The sequence below is a fragment of the Mycobacterium sp. Aquia_213 genome (genome assembly GCF_026625985.1).
Taxonomy (GTDB): Bacteria; Actinomycetota; Actinomycetes; order Mycobacteriales; family Mycobacteriaceae; genus Mycobacterium.
Map to the genome: position 1 here is coordinate 5425014 of NZ_CP113116.1, position 16036 is coordinate 5441049.

Below are 16036 nucleotides of genomic sequence, written 5' to 3' on the forward strand. Positions count from 1 at the left end.
GGCTAGGACGCCGGTCAGCATATCGGCGGCTAGCCGAGGTGCCGGGCGCGGTGAAACGCGTCGCGGTCGACGGCCAACAATGTGGTGTCGCCCAATGCCCGCACGGTGGCCGTGCGGGGGACGTCGCGCAGGATCGCCAGCTCGCCGAATCCGTCACCGGGCCGCAGTTCACGGATCTCGGTGTCGCCCTCGAAAACCGTTGCGGCGCCGTCGACGATCACGTAGTACGTATCGCCGTAGTCGCCCTCGCGGGTGATCAGTGCACCGTCGCCGGCCGCGAGCACCCGCGCCGTATCGGCAAGCTCACCCAGCGCTGTTGCCTCGATCGTGGCCATCGGCGGCTGCGCGGCAAGCAACTCGCGGGCGGCCCCGCCGCTCAACGCGTCGTCGCGACTCAACTCGACGAAGCGCTCGGCGACCGGCGGGGTGTCCATTCGGGCGCGGACAATTCGGCCGACGCGGCCGACCGACACGCTGTCGGTCGACAGCGCGCTGAGGAATTCCTCGCCCTCGATGGCGATCAGATCGAGGTCCTCGCGCGCCGTCACCGTGGAGGAGCGTGGCGCCTTGTGCAGCAAGGCAATTTCCCCGAACGACCCGCCGGGACCCAGCGTCGCCACCCGGCTACCGTCGACGGCGATCTCGGCCAGGCCGGCGGCGATGACGTACAAGCGGTCACCGCGGTCGCCCTGCCGGAAGACCTCGCAGCCCGCGGGCACTGCGACGCGCGTCGCGACTCGAGCGAGTTGTTCGAGTGCCAGCGCCGGAAGCGGTTGCAGCATCGGAGCGGCGCGAATCACGGCCAGCTTGGCCGCGTCCTCATCGCTGAGCTTGTCGGCACCGCGCAGCTGCGGCCACGCCAACAGCGTAGCCAGGGCTGTCACACCACCCACGAGGCCGAAAGTGGCTGCAACTCCTAACGATCCGAGGAGCAGTGGCGTGACGACGGCACCGGCGGCCTCGCCAACGAGGTACAAGCTCTGCAACGTCGCAACCGCCGGGACCATCGCCTCGCGTGAGACGCCGCGCTGCACCAACGTCGGCGCGATGGCATAAATCACGGCGCCCGCGGCGCCCAGGACAGCGGCAAGCGCCAGGCCGACGGGTGGCGAGCCGATCGTTCCCAGCGCGGCGAAAACGGCCGCCAGGCCGAGCAGCCCCGCGCCGAGCACGCCGGCCAGGCGGCGCCACGTAACGATCGACAGTGTCGCCAGCGCGCCGACCAATCCCCCGGCGCCGTAGAACGCCATGATGGTGGCGACGCCGCCCTTCCCCAGATGCAGCCGGTGTGCGGCGACCGGCGCGGCGCCGACGTACCAGACGCCCAGCACAATCACGTTGACGGCGAACAGCATCGTGGCCGCGGCGGCAGCGCGGCTGGAAAAAATCCCGCGAAACCCGGCCCCGAGCAATTTGAGTTGTGATCCCCGCGGAGCCGCCGACCCTCCCGAACTACGGGATGAGTCTTCGTCGGCGCGCGGCACCCGGATCAGCAGCGCCGCTGCCATCGCGACGGCAAAGAAAAAAGCCGGGAGCGCAAACGCCCACGCGATTCCCACGAAATCCAGCGCCGTTCCCGCCAGCGCCGGCCCGGCCAGCGCAGCCGCACTGACCAGTGAGCTGGTCAGTGCGTTTCCCGCGGCCGCCTCGCCGGCAGTGTTGGAAAGCCGGACCACCAGCGCGCCGTGCAGCGGCCGCACCCCCGCCGACAACAGCGACTCCACGGTGACGAGCACCAACACCACGTCGATCGACCCGTGGCTGAGCACCGTGGCGATGGTCGCGGCCATTGCCACACAACGACTTCCGATCCCGAAAGCCAGATGAAGCTCCGGGCGCGCACTCGCGGCCAGTGGCGCCGCCAGCGGCCCGAGCAGCCCGGCCGGCAGCGTGACCGCCACGGTCGCCACACCGACGGTGGAGGCACCGCCCGCCGCGAACAGGAACGTGACGACCAGGACGAAGTGTGAAAACGCGCCGATATAAAAGGCAGTCCACGCCGCCATCAGCGTGCACAACTGTCGGTTACGCACCAACCTGCGACTCGCGGCAAAGGCCACGCACCCACCTTAGGGGGGACGCGTGCGGCACGCGTCCCGCACCGCTAGTTACCGGTGCGATTCAAAACCTGTTGGTAGTCATAGTTGACACAAGAACTGCCGCCGGATTCCTCGTTGTGTCCGTGCCCGCTGAGCTGCATGATGGGGTCTTGGGGCGGGATGGGCGCGGGGAATACGCCGCTGATCTTGCGGCGCGATGTGCGCCCATCCGGACATGTCATGTCCTCTTCGTTGTTTCGCGTCCACGTGCCGTTCGCGAAAAATAACAGGATGCCGCCACTGTCATCGGTGAGCACCAGGCGGGTTACGCACCGGTCCCCGGTGCGTAAGCAGACAGTGTCCACGCGGAAATCCTGCTCTGGGGGCGGGCGTCCCGACGAGAACGTGACCTTCGAGTGGTACACACCGTGCAGCCCCTGTCCCGCAGACACCACCCGGGCGGGCTGGGCGGCAGGGTCAGGCAGGCTCGCGACGTCGGTGTCGCCGTTTCGGGTAAAGGTCACGTTCCGCTTGTAGTAGCAATCGACGGCATCCGTTATCCATTCGCCGGACATGCTGCCGTCCGGACGCGGTTGGAGCCACACGAGATTCCACCCTTCGACGTCTTGGTCGCGACATTTCGCGGGGCGCACGTACACCGCTATCCAGCGGCCCGCCAGATCATCGAAGATCATGTCGGTCGCGTGGCCGGTGAATGGCCCGGCAGTCTTCATCGCGGTGGCCACGCAACCGCCGGTGCCGCACATTGACCGCAGATTCCACGTCTCTTTGCCGGGCGGTGGCGCGCCTTGCACCTCCTTGCCCAGGATGTTGAGCTGGGGGCCCAAGTCGGCGGTGTAGGCGCCGGTGAAAGGGCCGCTATTGGGCGGCGGGGTGTGCGACGCCGCCGCGTTCGGACCGTGGTGTCCGGTGAGCTTGACGGCCGCGAAAATTCCGCCGCCGATCAGCAACGCGATGGCCGCGGCCACGGCAATCACGAGGCGGGTGCGGCGCCCACCGGACTTACCGCCCGGTGACGGCGGGACGGAGACCGGCGCGAACCGCGTGGCGTCGACACCGGCGTCGAGCGCGCGCTGCAGCTCGCGGGTGAAGTCTTGGCACCGGGCGAACCGATCGGCCGGGTCCTTGGCCATCGCCTTGGCGAATACCGGGTTCAGCGGGGCCAATTCGGGGACGCGTTCGCCGATCGGCGGCGGCGGAGCCGTCACATGCTTGCCGATGACGACCGCCGCGCTGGGGTGGTCGTAGGGTTGCGAACCCGCGAGCAAGTGGAATGCGGTGCAGGCCAACGCATATTGATCGGCGCGTCCGTCGATCAAGTAGCCCGTCAACTGCTCGGGCGCCGCGTAGGCGACCGTGCCGACAGCGATGTTGGTCGCGGTCAGACCCGTGTCGTCGACATGACGTGCAATCCCGAAGTCGGCCAAGAACACTCGTTGCGAGTCCGACCCCGGATCGGCGATCAAGATGTTCGCCGGTTTGACGTCTCGATGCAGCAGGCCCTGCTGATGCGCGTAGTCCAGCGCCGATCCCACCGCGTCGATGATCTGGATCGCCTGGCCTACCGGCACCCCTCGCGGATGATGCTCGCGCAGGAGTTTGGCCGCGTCGGTGCCACGCACGAAGTCGATCGCAATCCAAAACTGGTCATCGGACGCGCCCCGGTCGTGGATGCCCACGATATTCGGATGCGACAGGCTGGCCGCGATGTCGGCTTCGCGCAGAAACCTGGTCCGGTAGTGCGGATCGGTGGTCAGGTCGACCGAGAGCACCTTCAGCGCGTCTTGGCGCGGCAACCGGGGATGCTGCACCAGGTAGACGGTGCCCATCGCACCGGCGCCGAGCACCTGCAGGATGGTGTATCCCGCGAATTCTTCGCCGACCGCGAGCGGCATGAGCAAATCCTAGGCCGACCGCGCAGCAAATTCCTGCCGTATTGCCGAGTCCGACCATCGCGCCGGTCGGGCGTCACGTAGTTAGATCTGCACTATGGGCGAACGCGTCACGTTCCAAAGCTCCACGGGCGCGAATCTGGCGGGGGTCATCGAGGTCCCGGAAACTCCCGCGCGCGGTTGGGGGGTGTTCGCGCACGGCTTCACGCTCGGCAAGGACTGCCCGGCCGCGTCCCGGATCTCCAAGCAGCTGGCGTCCGACGGCATCGGCATGCTGCGCTTCGACGCGCTCGGGCTCGGTGGATCGGACGGGAACTGGGGCGACGGGTCGTTCACCGTCAAGGTCGACGACGTCGTGCAGGCATGCGAGTTCATGGCCGACCGTGGAACGCCGGCCGACATCCTGGTCGGACACTCGTGGGGTGGCGCCGCGGTGATCGCCGCGGCGATGCGGGCGCCGGGCGTGCGGTCCGTCGTCACGGTGGCAGCACCGTTTGACCCCAGCCATGTCGAAAAGCATTACGACGCAGTGGTTGACCGCTGCTTAGCCGTGGGCAGCGTCGAGTGGCTGGTCGGTGGGCGCAAGCTGACCCTCAAGCGCGCATTCGTCGAGGATGTCCGCGCGGCGCACCTGCACGACAAGATCAAAGGCTTGCGGCTGCCGTTGCTGATTCTGCACTCGCCGACGGACAACACCGTCGGCATCGACAACGCGAGCGAGATCTTCCGGTTGGCCCGCCACCCGCGCAGCTTCGTCTCGCTGGAGGGTTCCGATCACCTGCTGACCGTCCCCGGCCAAGCGCACCGGGCCGGCCGAATCATCGGCGCCTGGGCCGACGCCTACCTAGGGGTCGACGAGGGAACGTAGTTCGTCACGCTCGGTGGGCAGCCCGACGCCGCGGAGCCAGCCGTAGGGATTGGCGATGACGCCCCAGCACTCGTCGTTCTCGACGATCGCCACCAGGAAGCGCCGCTGGTTCTCGGACAGCGCATCGGTCGACGTAAAGGCCTCCGGAAAAGCGCGCACAAGCATTGGGCCCCAATCGGATTGGACCGTGTGGGCATTGGTCATCCGGGCCACCGCGACCGCCTCGTCCACAATCTCGTCGAATGTCGCGGTGCGGCGCAACAACGCCTCGATGAGAGCGAACCGCATCTGGCCCCAGATCAGGGGCGGGTTCTCGTCGAAAAGCGCGTCGGCGGCCCGCGGATCGCGCAGCGCCGACCGGATCTCCTCGAGCGCCGCCGGCACGCCGTCATGCGCTGCCGTCAATGCCGCGCATGCCCGCACTCCGGGATGCTCGTCGGCCAGGAACATTGCGGGTGGAATACCCCAGGCGCCGACGGTGAGCGCGATGCCCGCTCGTTCCACCGGCGGCGCGTCTGCCGCCTGGCGCAACAAGCGCTCGGCGGCCGCGGCGCGGAACTCCGCCAGTTCCGGGGCTTGCAGCAGATGGGCCATGGCAGTGGTGGCCTCCTGGCGCACTCCCGCATCCGGGTCATCGAGAAACGGTGCGACACAAGTATATACGTCGGGCCGAATAGCCCGACATGCCTCGACCGCGCCGGTATCCTCGTCCTCCAGATCGTCGTCGGGTTCGAGCTCTTCCCATGCGGCGGCCGCGGCGACCCGTCCGAGCCATTCGAGCAGCGCGGCCCGCACCGGCCGCTCGCGATCATCCCAGGGCAGCGTTGAGTCGCACACGAACCGAGTGCGCACATCGTCGAGGATTGCCGCCACGAACAGCGCCGCCGGAGCCGTCGCGGAGTAGATCGTGTCCTGATGCAGGACAGCGGAATCGAGGAAAGCGATTGCGTTGCCGCATAATTCGGCGTCCTCGGTCAGCAGATGGAGCAGCTCGAACGGCGCCTCGCCGGCCGGGCCGTAGGCGTGTTCGAGGCTGCTCCAATCCGTGTCCTCCAGCAGACTCTGCGGCGACTGCACGAGGGTCACGCTACGCCTCATCAACGCCGCGCCCACCCGCACCGAACCTGCGGCGAAGACCTCACCCGCCGATCATCTCGGCGGCCCGCTCGGCGATCGCATAGACCGTCGCGGCCGTATTGGCCGACGGGACCGACGGCATCACCGATCCGTCGGCGACCCGCAGGCCACTGATGCCGTGCACCCGCAATTCGCTGTCGACCACCGACACCTCCGTATCGCCCATCGCGCACGTTCCCACCGGGTGGAAGTACGACTGGTAGGCGGCCTTCACGAAGTTGCGCAAGGCATCGTCGTCGTCGGCGTCGGGTCCAGGCGCCACCTCGGCGCCCCGCCATGGGTCGTAAGCACTTGCGGCACCGATCTTTCGGGCCACCCGCACGGCGGCTACCAGGGTGCGCAGGTCGCGCTCGTCGCCGAGGTAGTTCGGGTCGACGATTGGCAGCACGCCGGCATTCGGGCCGGACAGCCGCACGCTGCCGCGGCTGTACGGCAGCATCACCGAGACCGCGATCACATAGCCGACGACGCTGCCGTCGTCGCCCGGCAGGCCGATGCCGGTGGAGTTGATGAAGAGCAGTTGCGCGTCGGGGCCCTCGCCGGCGTACTCGGTCTGGATCAATCCGAACGCCTCGCCGTGGCCGCCGGCGCTGGGTGGCAACGGCCGGGTGCAGCTGTACACCACCGGCGCCATGACGTGGTCATGAAGATTGGAACCGACGCCGGGTAGGTCGAGTGTCACCCCGACGCCGACGTCCCGAAGGTGTTGTGCCGGACCAACTCCCGAGAGCATCAGCAACTGGGCCGAGCCGATCGTGCCCGCGGCCAACACCACTTCACCCGAGCATGCGACCGAAACCGAGGTCCCGTCGCCCGTGCTGTATTCCACGCCGGTGCAGCGCCCGTTCTCGATCCGCAGCCGGTGCACCGTGGTCTCGGCGACGAACTCGAGGTTCGGCCGGTGCAGTGCCGGCAGCAGATACGCGTCGGCGGCGCTGAGCCGCTTCCCGTCGACGATGTTGAGGAAGGCCGGGCCGAAGCCGACTTCCTGCCCCCCGCTGATGTCGGCGGCCCGGCGGTATCCGCACTGCGCCGCGGCGTCGAGGCCGGCGACCGCGACCGGATGCAGCGGATCGATCTCGGCGATCTGCATCGGACCGCTATCGCCACGCAGCGCCGGATCGCCACCGGTGGCGGATTCGCAGCGCTTGAAGTACGGCAGCAGGTCGTCGTATCCCCAGCGTTTGGCGCCGACGTGCTCCCAGGTGGCGTAGCTGGTCCGGTGTCCGCGGACAAACATCATGGCGTTGGTCGCCGATGATCCCCCGATGCCCCGGCCCCGGACCAGCCGGATTGACGACCCGGTGGCCGACTGCACGGTCGTCGAGTCACCCCAGTCGGCCGGACCGCCGATCATCGTGGGCCACAGGTGCGGAGTCGCACTGGCCGGAGGCGGGGTCGCCCGGCCGGCTTCCAGCAGCAACACCCGGGTGCCGGGCTGCTCCGAGAGTCGGCTGGCGATTACCGAACCGGCGACGCCGGCGCCGACGACGACGACGTCGTAGCTGCTCGTTGGTTTCGATGTTGAAGACATGGGGTCCCTCCACGCGGTCCTGTTGTTAACAGTGATAACACGAAGGACGATATCACTGATTGATACCACCGCAACCCTTAATTTGTTATCGTTGAAAACATGAATGGTCAGCGGACCCGGACACCCGGCCCCGAAGCGGCAGAGAAGGTGCTGGAAGCCGCGGCCGCACTCCTCGGCTCCGGCGGCGTCGACGCGGTCTCGACCAGGGCCGTCGCGTCGGCGGCGGGCGTGCAGCCGCCGACGATCTATCGGCAATTCGGCGACAAGCAGGGCCTGCTGGATGCCGTAACGGGATACGTGTTGCAGAGCTACTTAGAGGACAAGCGCCGCGCCGTCGTCACCGACGACCCCGTGCAGGACTTCCGCGACTCCTGGGACCTGCATGTCGGTTTCGGCCTGACCCATCCCGATTGCTACATCCTCGCCTACGTCCAGCCGCACCCCGGCAGGATGCCGGCACTGGCCCGCGAATCGATCGAGATCCTGCACGGGCTGATCGCGCGGATCGGCGATTACGGCCTGCTCAAGATGAGCGTCAAGCGTGCCGTGGAGTACGTGCATGCCGCGGCGGTGGGCTATGTGCTGGCCCAGGTTCGTGTTCCAGTCGAGGAACGCGACCCGGAGTTGTCGGCCATCACACGCGAGAACGCCATCGCCGCGATAGCGACGGACGGCTCGCGGCAGCCGACTCCTTCGGATGTTCCCGGGCGCGCGGTCGCCTTGCGAGAGGCGTTGCACGGCAACACTAATGGTGTGTTGAGCGTGGGCGAAAAGGCGATGATGGCCGAGTGGCTCGACCGGTTGGCCGATCAGGTGGACGGGTAGCGCCGGCCCTCAGCGAAATGGCCGGAACACCGGCAGAATCCGGTATTTCGCGGTGAAGCTCGCTTCGCGGTATTCGTCGCCGACCTCGCCGTCATGCGCGATAACCGTCGGCGCGTCAACGGCCGAGAAGCTGAATTCGGGCACCTGCAGCTCGTGGTAGAGCGGGCTGCGCTGCAGCCGTCCGAGGGCGAGCGCGGTCAGGATCCTCGTGGTGGCGAACCGGCGACCAGTTTCGAGGATGCGCACGTCGATCAGGCCGTCGTCCATGCGAGTTCGACGCGACGGGGCGAATCCGGTGGGCAGATACAGCGAGTTGCCCAGGAAGAGCAGCGATGTCAGCAGCGTCTTGTTGTCGTAGCGGATTCGGACGGGTTGATCGTTGCGCAGCGTATGCAGCATCGCGTAGAAGCCGGCCAGCGGCTTGCCGATGCGTTTCTCCAGCTTCTCGCGCTGCTGCACGAACGCGGGGTACGCGCCGACGCTGGCGGTGTTGATCACTATCTGACTTTCGTTGAGGCACACCAGATCAACGCGAACCACGCTGCCGCTCCGGATCGCCTCCACGGTCTTGGCCACGGTGTCGCAACCGATGTCCTTCGCGAAGTGGTTGAACGTTCCGGCGGGAAAGACCGCCAGCGGGAGTCCCGCGTCGACCGCGACCGCCGCGGCGGTGGCCACCGTGCCGTCGCCGCCACCGACCGCAAGCACCTCGGCCCGCGCGGCGGCGCCGCGCAGCACCTGCTCGGGGTCATCGTCGGGACCGAGTGCCACGATCTCGGCATTCGGCAGCTCCGCACGAACCTCGTCGACGACGCGAGCCCCGGTGCCGCTGCCCGACGCCGGATTGACCACGAACACCACGCCGGCGCCGTCGGGCCGTTCCGGCGTCTCGATGCGCAGCGGTTCCGATTGCGGCAGAGCGGTTTCCACGACCGGCGGGACCAATTTGCCACCGAGGACCGCGATCCCGGCGCCGATACCCAGCCCGACGACGACATCGCCGGGGTAATGCGCGCCGGTGGCCACTCGCGACAATCCGACCAGTCCGGCCAACAGCGCCAGCCCGAAGCCCAGCGGCGGATTCTCCAGACCCACACCGACGGCGAACGCGGCGGCGCTGGCCGAGTGTCCCGACGGAAGCGAATTGGACGTCGGGCGGCGGTGGGCTCTTCTGACCACCGGCACCGAGTCGTAGAGCGGTCGCGGGCGTGGGCGGATTCGCTTGGCGATCTGGTTGGTGAACAGGCTTGTGACACCGAGCGTCACGAGTCCACGGGCCGCGGCGCGCTGCGCGACGGGCTTCCTGGTCGCGAACAGGCCCCCGGCGATGACGAACCACAGCTTGGAATGGTCGGCCGCCCGGGTCAGCGGGGGCATCACCGTGTCCAGCAGTGGGGTCGGGGTTTCGGCCACCGCGACGAACAACTCGCGATCGAGGGTGCCCAAACCGCGGGTGATCTGCTTGATTCCGCGTATGCGTTGCCAGGGCCCCCTGCTCATTCGCTACACCTTAGCGGCGCGACTGATAACAATTGACGCACTATGACCAGGCGGCCGGCAGCGGACTACCACCAGAAGTGGCTGGCCAACGCCGAACGCCTGGGCGTGCCGCCGGCGGTCACCGCCGCGATCGCTGCACAACACGGCGTCACGCACGAGAGCTTTCGGGTTCTCGACGAAATGGCGGAGATCAACGACCCGGACGGCAAGTCGTTCTTCCTCATTCCGCCGGGCACCGCCGGCGACGCGGCGCGCGCCGCGACGCTGATGACCTACGTCCTCAACGCGGGCACCGGTTACGGCCGCCCGTCGCACCAGCCCGCTGACTTCCCCGAGACGCCGTACACCGCCGACGAGGTGCAGCGCATTGCCGATCGCCAGCAGGCGAACAACTGGAGTTACGGCCAGGACGTCGGATTCGTCGACCGCAATGGCGGGCGCCTCGTCACAACCCCGAACGGCATGCTGATGGGCTTGGGCGGCAACTGGATCCAGCGACTGTTCAGCCAGCAGGGCGGCACGGCCTGGGGTGACATCTTCCTGGTCAACGTCGCGGTTGACGTCGCAGACTCGACCGGCCCCGCCCGACGGTTGCGCCAAATCGTCGAGTCCGGGCACGCGTGGTACACCGACCGCAAGGGCCGGCCCGTGGAAAGCAATCTCGCGCTCGATCGGGTGCTGCACCACGAGGAGCTGCATTCCCAGCAGTGGGCCGCCAAGGGTCACTCCCGCATGATCGTCGCCTACGTCTGGGAAGTGCTCCGCGACAGGCTCTTTGGCAAGAGCAACCGGCTCGAAGCGCAAGCCGGGCTGGCCGATGGCGGCTACCAGTGATTCGACGCGTTACTACAACGCGCGAATTCCGTTGTGCAGCACCATCGCACCGATCAACACCAGAACTACGGCCAGCAGCGCGGCATTGTTTTTCGCCATCCAGTTTTTGAGGCGTTCCAGGAAATCGTCGAGGCGATGGCCCGCGGCGACGTAGGCCAAGATGGGAAGCGCGACCGTCGACGCGGAGATGGCGACGAAGACGATGCCGGATGACACCTTGTCGACATCGTCGAGCCCGCTGGTGCCGATGGCCAATCCGGCGGCCAAGCACATGAACAGCACCTCGACCCGGACCACCGTCAAGACCAGTCCCGTGATGCCCGCCCGCCTCGGGGTGATGGTTTCGAACGACCGCATCCACTTCGGCGTCTCGGTGTGACCATGCCGGGTCACCCACCGGTAAATGCCGAACAGGATCAGCGCGGACCCGAGGACCACCCGCAGCCAGGACGCCCACGTCGGTGGCGACGACTTGTGCACATCGCCGAGCGCACCGGAACCCGCGACGAAAAGCGCGGTCTCGGCCGCCAGCCCGACCAACCAGCCGACCAGGAAGGCCAGCCCAGCGGGCCGGGGCCGCGGCGCGTGCAGCACCAGCACGGCCGGGATGATCGTCAGCGGAGAGACGGCATTCACGAGCGCCAGCGGAATGAGCGTGGTCAACAGCGAGCTCGAGCTTCCTGCCACGGGCAGCAATCCTCTCATTGACATCGTTGCCGTGCTACCGAACCAGCCGCGCTCACTGTCCGGGCCGACGCTGAACACGCCCTGGTGGTTGTATGTGAATTGCAGCGCGACGGGGAAGACACTAGGGGAAGATCACGTGGCTCGGATTCACCTTGGGCACATTTTTCACCTTGCCGGCTCTCCGCTGGTGTCCGAAGCCGCCCATGCGTTGGTGTCCATCCCACAGGGCGCGCTGGTGGTCGAGGACGACGGCAAGATCGCATTCTGCGGTGAGCGCGCCGGCGTCCCCCTCAAATACCGTTCCACACCCGTGACGGATCACCGGCCCGGGTTTCTGCTTCCGGGCTTCGTGGATACCCACGTTCATTTCCCGCAGACGTATGCGGGCGACTCGTACAACGGTGGGCAGCTGCTGGAATGGCTGAACCACTGCATCTATCCCGCGGAAGCCCGCTTCGCCGACCGGAACTTCGCCCGCCGGGCGGCCGTCGAGTTCTGCGATCGGCGCATCGCGAGCGGAACGACGGCCGCCATGGTCTTCGGATCCCCCTTCCCCGAAGCCCAGGACGCGTTGTTCACCGAAACGGCGCGCCGCGGGCTGCGGATCGTCGGCGGCCGCGGCATCCAGACCGTCGGCCCGCAGCCCGCCAAGCCGTTGATGACGTCGGAAGACGACGCAATCCGGCTGGCCCGCGAAGAGATCAACAAGTGGCACGCGGCCGACACCGGCAACGTGAAGACGGCCCGGCTGCATGTGGCGCTGGTACCACGATTCGCGATCGCGGTGACCGCGGAGACCCTGAAAAGGCTTGGCGACCTTTATGATTCGGTGAGAGACCGCGGCGTGTACTTCCACACGCACCTCAACGAGAACGACCGCCCGGGCACCGGCGAAGTCGACACGACCAAGCAGATCTATCAGGTCGACTCGTACCTGGACACCTACGACGGCAAGTTTCTGCCCGGCTCGAAAGTCGGCGGCCCGACCATGCTCGGGCGGCGCAGCGTGCTGGCGCACGCGGTGCACTGCCAGGACACCGAACTGCAGCGGATGTCGGAGACGGGCACGTCCATCGCGCACTGCCCGGTGTCGCAACAGTTCCTCGGGTCCGGCACCATGCCGTGGCTGCGGACGGTCGCTTCCGGGGTAAACATCGCTGCCGGAACGGATTTCGGCGGCGGGGACGAGTGGCCGATCCCGCAGGTGCTCGCGACGGCCTTCAAGGCGCACATCTCCGAGCCCGGCGACGCGGGCGTGTCGATGCATCCGGCCGAGATGCTCTTCATCGGAACACTCGGCGGCGCGCGCGCACTCGACATGGAGGACCGGTTCGGCAACTTCGACGTCGGCAAGGAGGCCGACTTCGTCGTCATCGACCCGAACCGCACGCCGGCGCTGAAGGCCGTGATCACCGACGGCGTGCGATCCGACGACCCCGCCATGGCCCGCGACCAGACGCTGTTCGGCTTGCTGATGCGAACGCGTGAGACGTCCATCGCCGGCACCTACGTGCAGGGCCGCCGGCTGTAACCCTCACCGGGCCTAGCCCTTTCGTCGCAGCGTCCAGGCCGGTATCCAGTGCGTCACGGTTTTCTGCTTGGACCCGTACACGATTGGATAGGTGACCAGCCCCCACCAGTCGCCCTGCTCGCACAGACCCCAGCAGCTCAACCGCCCCTCGACGACCTTGTGCAGCTGCAGCCCGTTGGGCTGATACCGGCCGGAGCGATGCGGCTCGCGCGGGAAGAGCACCGTCAGGTCGATCAGCACCGCGATCGGCGGACGCACCACCCGAAACGGGTCGCGGACCGGCTGGCCGTTGTACCCGATCGACGCGAGCGGCCTCATTGTTCGATCATACGTTCGAAAGATGAAGGTCTGGTCAAGTCCGGTCGATTGTCCCTCGGCGGCCCGGGCGACTCGATATAGTTCGCCTCGCAACCGACCGATACGACGGGGGAGATCCGCATGAAGAGGGTTATCGCTGCCGGCTTACTGGCCTTGGGCGGGCTGATGACCACTGCGGTGGGTGTGGCCAATGCCGATGAAATTCAGGTCGACGGCGTCTACTCGACCCTGGGCGCGTGCGAAGCCGACGGCCCCCACGTCGAGATCACCCAGAACGACCACTTGTACACGCACTGGGACTGCCGCCAGCACGGCGACGGCCTGTACTACCTGTACCTGACCAACTAGCAGGCGCGCCCGGGGAGAGTCCGGGTTTGCTTCTGGCACCATAACGGTGTGTCAGGGCGTCGCGTGCTGGACCCGCTGATCGTCGGAGTACTAGCCACCGCGGTAAGTCTTGTCGGCGCTGGCCGCCCCTCGTTCTGGTACGACGAGGCCGCGACCATTTCGGCCGCCTACAGTCGTTCCCTCGGCCAGCTTTGGCAGATGCTGCGCAACGTCGACGCCGTCCATGGCTTGTACTACCTGCTCATGCACGGCTGGTTCCAGCTGTTCGCACCCACCGAGTTCTGGTCTCGTGCGCCAAGCGGTCTGGCCGTCGGAGGCGCCGCGGCCGGCGTCGTGGTGCTGGGCAACCAGTTCTCCTCTCGCACCGTGGCGCTGGCCGCCGGGGTCATCTGCGCGGTCTTGCCGCGTGCGACGTGGGCGGGCATCGAGGCTCGCCCATACGCCGTTTCGATGATGGCCGCGGTATGGCTGACGGTTTTGTTCGTCTATGCCACGCGTCGCAGCAACGCCTGGGTTTGGGCGGCTTACGGTGTCGCTCAAGCGGTTTCGGTCGTGTTCGATGTGTACCTTGTGCTGCTGGTGCTGGTGCACTTCGTGTTTGTCTGCGTCTTCCTGCGCAGCCGAGCCGTGGTGACCGGCTTTGTCGTCACGTCGGTGCTGGCGAGTGGTGCCGTGGCGCCGTTTCTGTTCGTGGCCGCGGGGCAGGTGCACCAGATCAGTTGGGTCGCACCGATCGGGCACCGAACGATCGAGGATGTGACGGTTCAGCAATACTTCGAGCGCAGCCCACCGTTCGCGGTGTTGTCGGCACTTGTGATCGCGCTGGCAATTGCCATGTGGCGCTGGACTTCCACGAAACTCGTTGCGGCAGATCGGCAATTGCTGATCTTGGCGGTCGCCTGGCTGGTGATACCGACCGCGCTGATCGTGGCGTGGTCGGCGTTCTTTCACCCGATCTACACGCCGCGCTACCTGTGCTTCACCGCGCCCGGGATCGCGCTGGTCCTGGGTGTCTGCGTGGGCGCGCTGGCAGCCAAACCGTGGGTGGCGGCGGCGATTGTTGGCCTCTTCGCGGTTGCGGCTACACCGAATTACCTACGGGCGCAACATAATCCGTATGCAAAGTACGGCATGGACTACAGCCAGGTGGCGGACCTGATCACCGCCCAGGCGGCGCCGGGTGATTGCCTGCTGATTAACGACACTGTGACGTTTATGCCCGCACCGATGCGGCCCTTGATGGCGGCGCGCCCCGATGCCTACCGGAAGCTGGTCGACCTCACCCTGTGGCAACGGGCAACGGAGCGCCGCGACGTCTTCGACACCAACCTCATCCCGGAGGTCGTCGCCCAACCGCTAAGCCAGTGTCGCGTGGTGTGGATCATCACCCAGGCCGACGAGTCGATGCCCGCCCACGAGCAGGGTTCGGCGCTGCCGCCCGGCCCGCGCTACGGCGCCACACCGGCCTTCGCGGTCCCGCACGACCTGGGCTTCCGGCTCGTCGAGCGCTGGCAGTTCAACCTGGTTCAGGTGTTCAAGGCGCAGCGGTAGCTACCAGATACGGATGTAGTCGACGAGCATCGACGCCGGGAAGACACCCGCGGCGGGATCACCGGCGCCGACGCCGCCGACGGCCAGCGTGAACATCGGCGTCATCCAGTAGCCGGGAATGTTGAACGGCCACCGCATGTCTTCCGGCGGGTTGCCGGCGACGTGAATGGGTTTGTTGGGGACCTTGAAGTACTCGGACCCGTCGCGGGAGAACTCGAATCCCTTTTCACCCCAATACATCCGCCAGGTGTGCCAGTCACCGTCGACCAGACCGGGGATCGATTTGCCTTCCCAGGTCTTCCCGTTGGACGCCGCGTGGACCGTGGTACCAGGGGCCCACGCGCCGTTGCCGTACCACTCGAAAATGTCGACCTCGCCGTCCGGCAGCGGATCCTCGTTGACTCCCCAGAACGACGGCCACAGGCCGGGGGTCAGGCAGTCGAGTTTGATCTTTGCTTCCCAGGTCTGGTTGATCATGCTGCGGAAGTTGCCGCGCAGCTTGCCGCTGTAGTAGGCGTTGCCCAGCAGGTCGTGGGTGGCGCGCAGGACGAGGTTGGAGTGGCCGTCCTGGAATACGTTTTGGGGGTCGGCGCGGTAAATCCCCTCGACCGGCGGGAAGACGTCGTCCTGCCAGGTCTGGATGGTCCATTTGGCCGGATCGGGCAGCGAGCCCGCGGGCCCGTCGAACTCGTCGGCAAAGATGTACCCACCCGGCCCGGCAGCCGGTGCGGCCGGCGCGGAGGGGGACGCCAACGCTTCCGGGAGAGGCATCGATGCCGCCGCCGCCAGCATGCCGAGCCCCGTCGTCAACAACATGCGGCGACGATCCATATGCACAACCACCCATCGCTAGAAGCCGGAGCTCCGACTCGGCACGGTCCCCCCGGCCAACTCCCGCAAACGGTGTTATACAACCATGCGCGTAGACGGCGTGCATCCCACACCCTTGAC

14 protein-coding genes are annotated in these 16036 nt (G+C 67.1%); 6 read left to right on the forward strand and 8 right to left on the reverse strand.

Translation table 11 applies throughout. The features are described from left to right. Positions 1-29: 29 nt before the first annotated feature. Together LMQ14_RS25395 and LMQ14_RS28335 are read right to left on the reverse strand one after the other, a co-directional pair. Positions 30-2060 (reverse strand): cyclic nucleotide-binding domain-containing protein, encoded by a 2031-nt coding sequence (locus tag LMQ14_RS25395; protein ID WP_267732362.1) that lies wholly within the window; start codon positions 2058-2060, stop codon positions 30-32. Between the two features lie 44 nt (positions 2061-2104). Then, positions 2105-3955, reverse strand: coding sequence for a serine/threonine-protein kinase (locus tag LMQ14_RS28335; protein WP_420714575.1), 1851 nt, complete (start codon positions 3953-3955; stop codon positions 2105-2107). Positions 3956-4049: 94 nt separating this feature from the next. Here LMQ14_RS28335 and LMQ14_RS25405 point away from each other — a divergent pair, with 94 nt between their 5' ends. Beyond that, positions 4050-4820, forward strand: coding sequence for an alpha/beta hydrolase family protein (locus LMQ14_RS25405; protein ID WP_267732363.1), 771 nt, complete (start codon positions 4050-4052; stop codon positions 4818-4820). On the opposite strand, the gene LMQ14_RS25410 is transcribed toward LMQ14_RS25405, so the two are convergent. Beyond that, positions 4797-5906: a HEAT repeat domain-containing protein gene (locus LMQ14_RS25410; protein ID WP_267732364.1), complete on the reverse strand. Its 1110-nt coding sequence runs from the start codon at positions 5904-5906 to the stop codon at positions 4797-4799. The two genes, LMQ14_RS25405 and LMQ14_RS25410, sit on opposite strands and share 24 nt — an antisense overlap. A 52-nt stretch (positions 5907-5958) precedes the next feature. Then, entirely contained in the window at positions 5959-7491 is a 1533-nt protein-coding gene (locus LMQ14_RS25415) for a GMC family oxidoreductase (RefSeq protein WP_267732365.1), read from the reverse strand. Positions 7492-7590: 99 nt separating this feature from the next. Here LMQ14_RS25415 and LMQ14_RS25420 point away from each other — a divergent pair, with 99 nt between their 5' ends. Next, positions 7591-8316, forward strand: coding sequence for a TetR/AcrR family transcriptional regulator (locus tag LMQ14_RS25420; RefSeq protein WP_267732366.1), 726 nt, complete (start codon positions 7591-7593; stop codon positions 8314-8316). 9 nt (positions 8317-8325) lie between these two features. Here the strand turns inward: LMQ14_RS25420 and LMQ14_RS25425 are convergent, their stop codons facing one another. Next, a complete protein-coding gene (locus tag LMQ14_RS25425) occupies positions 8326-9816 on the reverse strand; it encodes a bifunctional phosphatase PAP2/diacylglycerol kinase family protein (RefSeq protein ID WP_267732367.1) in 1491 nt (496 codons plus the stop codon). Positions 9817-9858: 42 nt separating this feature from the next. On the opposite strand from LMQ14_RS25425, the gene LMQ14_RS25430 reads away from it, so the two are divergent. Then, a complete protein-coding gene (locus LMQ14_RS25430; protein ID WP_267732368.1) occupies positions 9859-10650 on the forward strand; it encodes a hypothetical protein in 792 nt (263 codons plus the stop codon). Between the two features lie 12 nt (positions 10651-10662). On the opposite strand, the gene LMQ14_RS25435 is transcribed toward LMQ14_RS25430, so the two are convergent. Further along, complete coding sequence (locus tag LMQ14_RS25435; protein WP_267735677.1) at positions 10663-11355, reverse strand: GAP family protein; 693 nt, start codon at positions 11353-11355, stop codon at positions 10663-10665. Positions 11356-11473: 118 nt separating this feature from the next. Between LMQ14_RS25435 and LMQ14_RS25440 the strand changes: the two genes are divergently transcribed. Continuing rightward, positions 11474-12868: an amidohydrolase family protein gene (locus tag LMQ14_RS25440; RefSeq protein ID WP_267732369.1), complete on the forward strand. Its 1395-nt coding sequence runs from the start codon at positions 11474-11476 to the stop codon at positions 12866-12868. Positions 12869-12880: 12 nt separating this feature from the next. On the opposite strand, the gene LMQ14_RS25445 is transcribed toward LMQ14_RS25440, so the two are convergent. Beyond that, positions 12881-13186, reverse strand: a complete 306-nt coding sequence (locus LMQ14_RS25445) for a hypothetical protein (RefSeq protein ID WP_267732370.1) — start codon at positions 13184-13186, stop codon at positions 12881-12883. Positions 13187-13306: 120 nt separating this feature from the next. Between LMQ14_RS25445 and LMQ14_RS25450 the strand changes: the two genes are divergently transcribed. Together LMQ14_RS25450 and LMQ14_RS25455 are read left to right on the forward strand one after the other, a co-directional pair. Further along, the gene (locus LMQ14_RS25450; protein ID WP_267732371.1) at positions 13307-13534 is read left to right on the forward strand and encodes a hypothetical protein; all 228 of its coding nucleotides are present in this window, start codon (positions 13307-13309) and stop codon (positions 13532-13534) included. Between the two features lie 48 nt (positions 13535-13582). Next, on the forward strand, positions 13583-15085 hold the full coding sequence (locus LMQ14_RS25455) for a glycosyltransferase family 39 protein (RefSeq protein WP_267732372.1): 1503 nt from the start codon (positions 13583-13585) through the stop codon (positions 15083-15085). Here LMQ14_RS25455 and LMQ14_RS25460 read toward each other — a convergent pair whose 3' ends face one another. Then, entirely contained in the window at positions 15086-15916 is an 831-nt protein-coding gene (locus LMQ14_RS25460; protein WP_267732373.1) for a glycoside hydrolase family 16 protein, read from the reverse strand. It lies immediately after the preceding gene. Between the last annotated feature and the right edge of the window lie 120 nt (positions 15917-16036).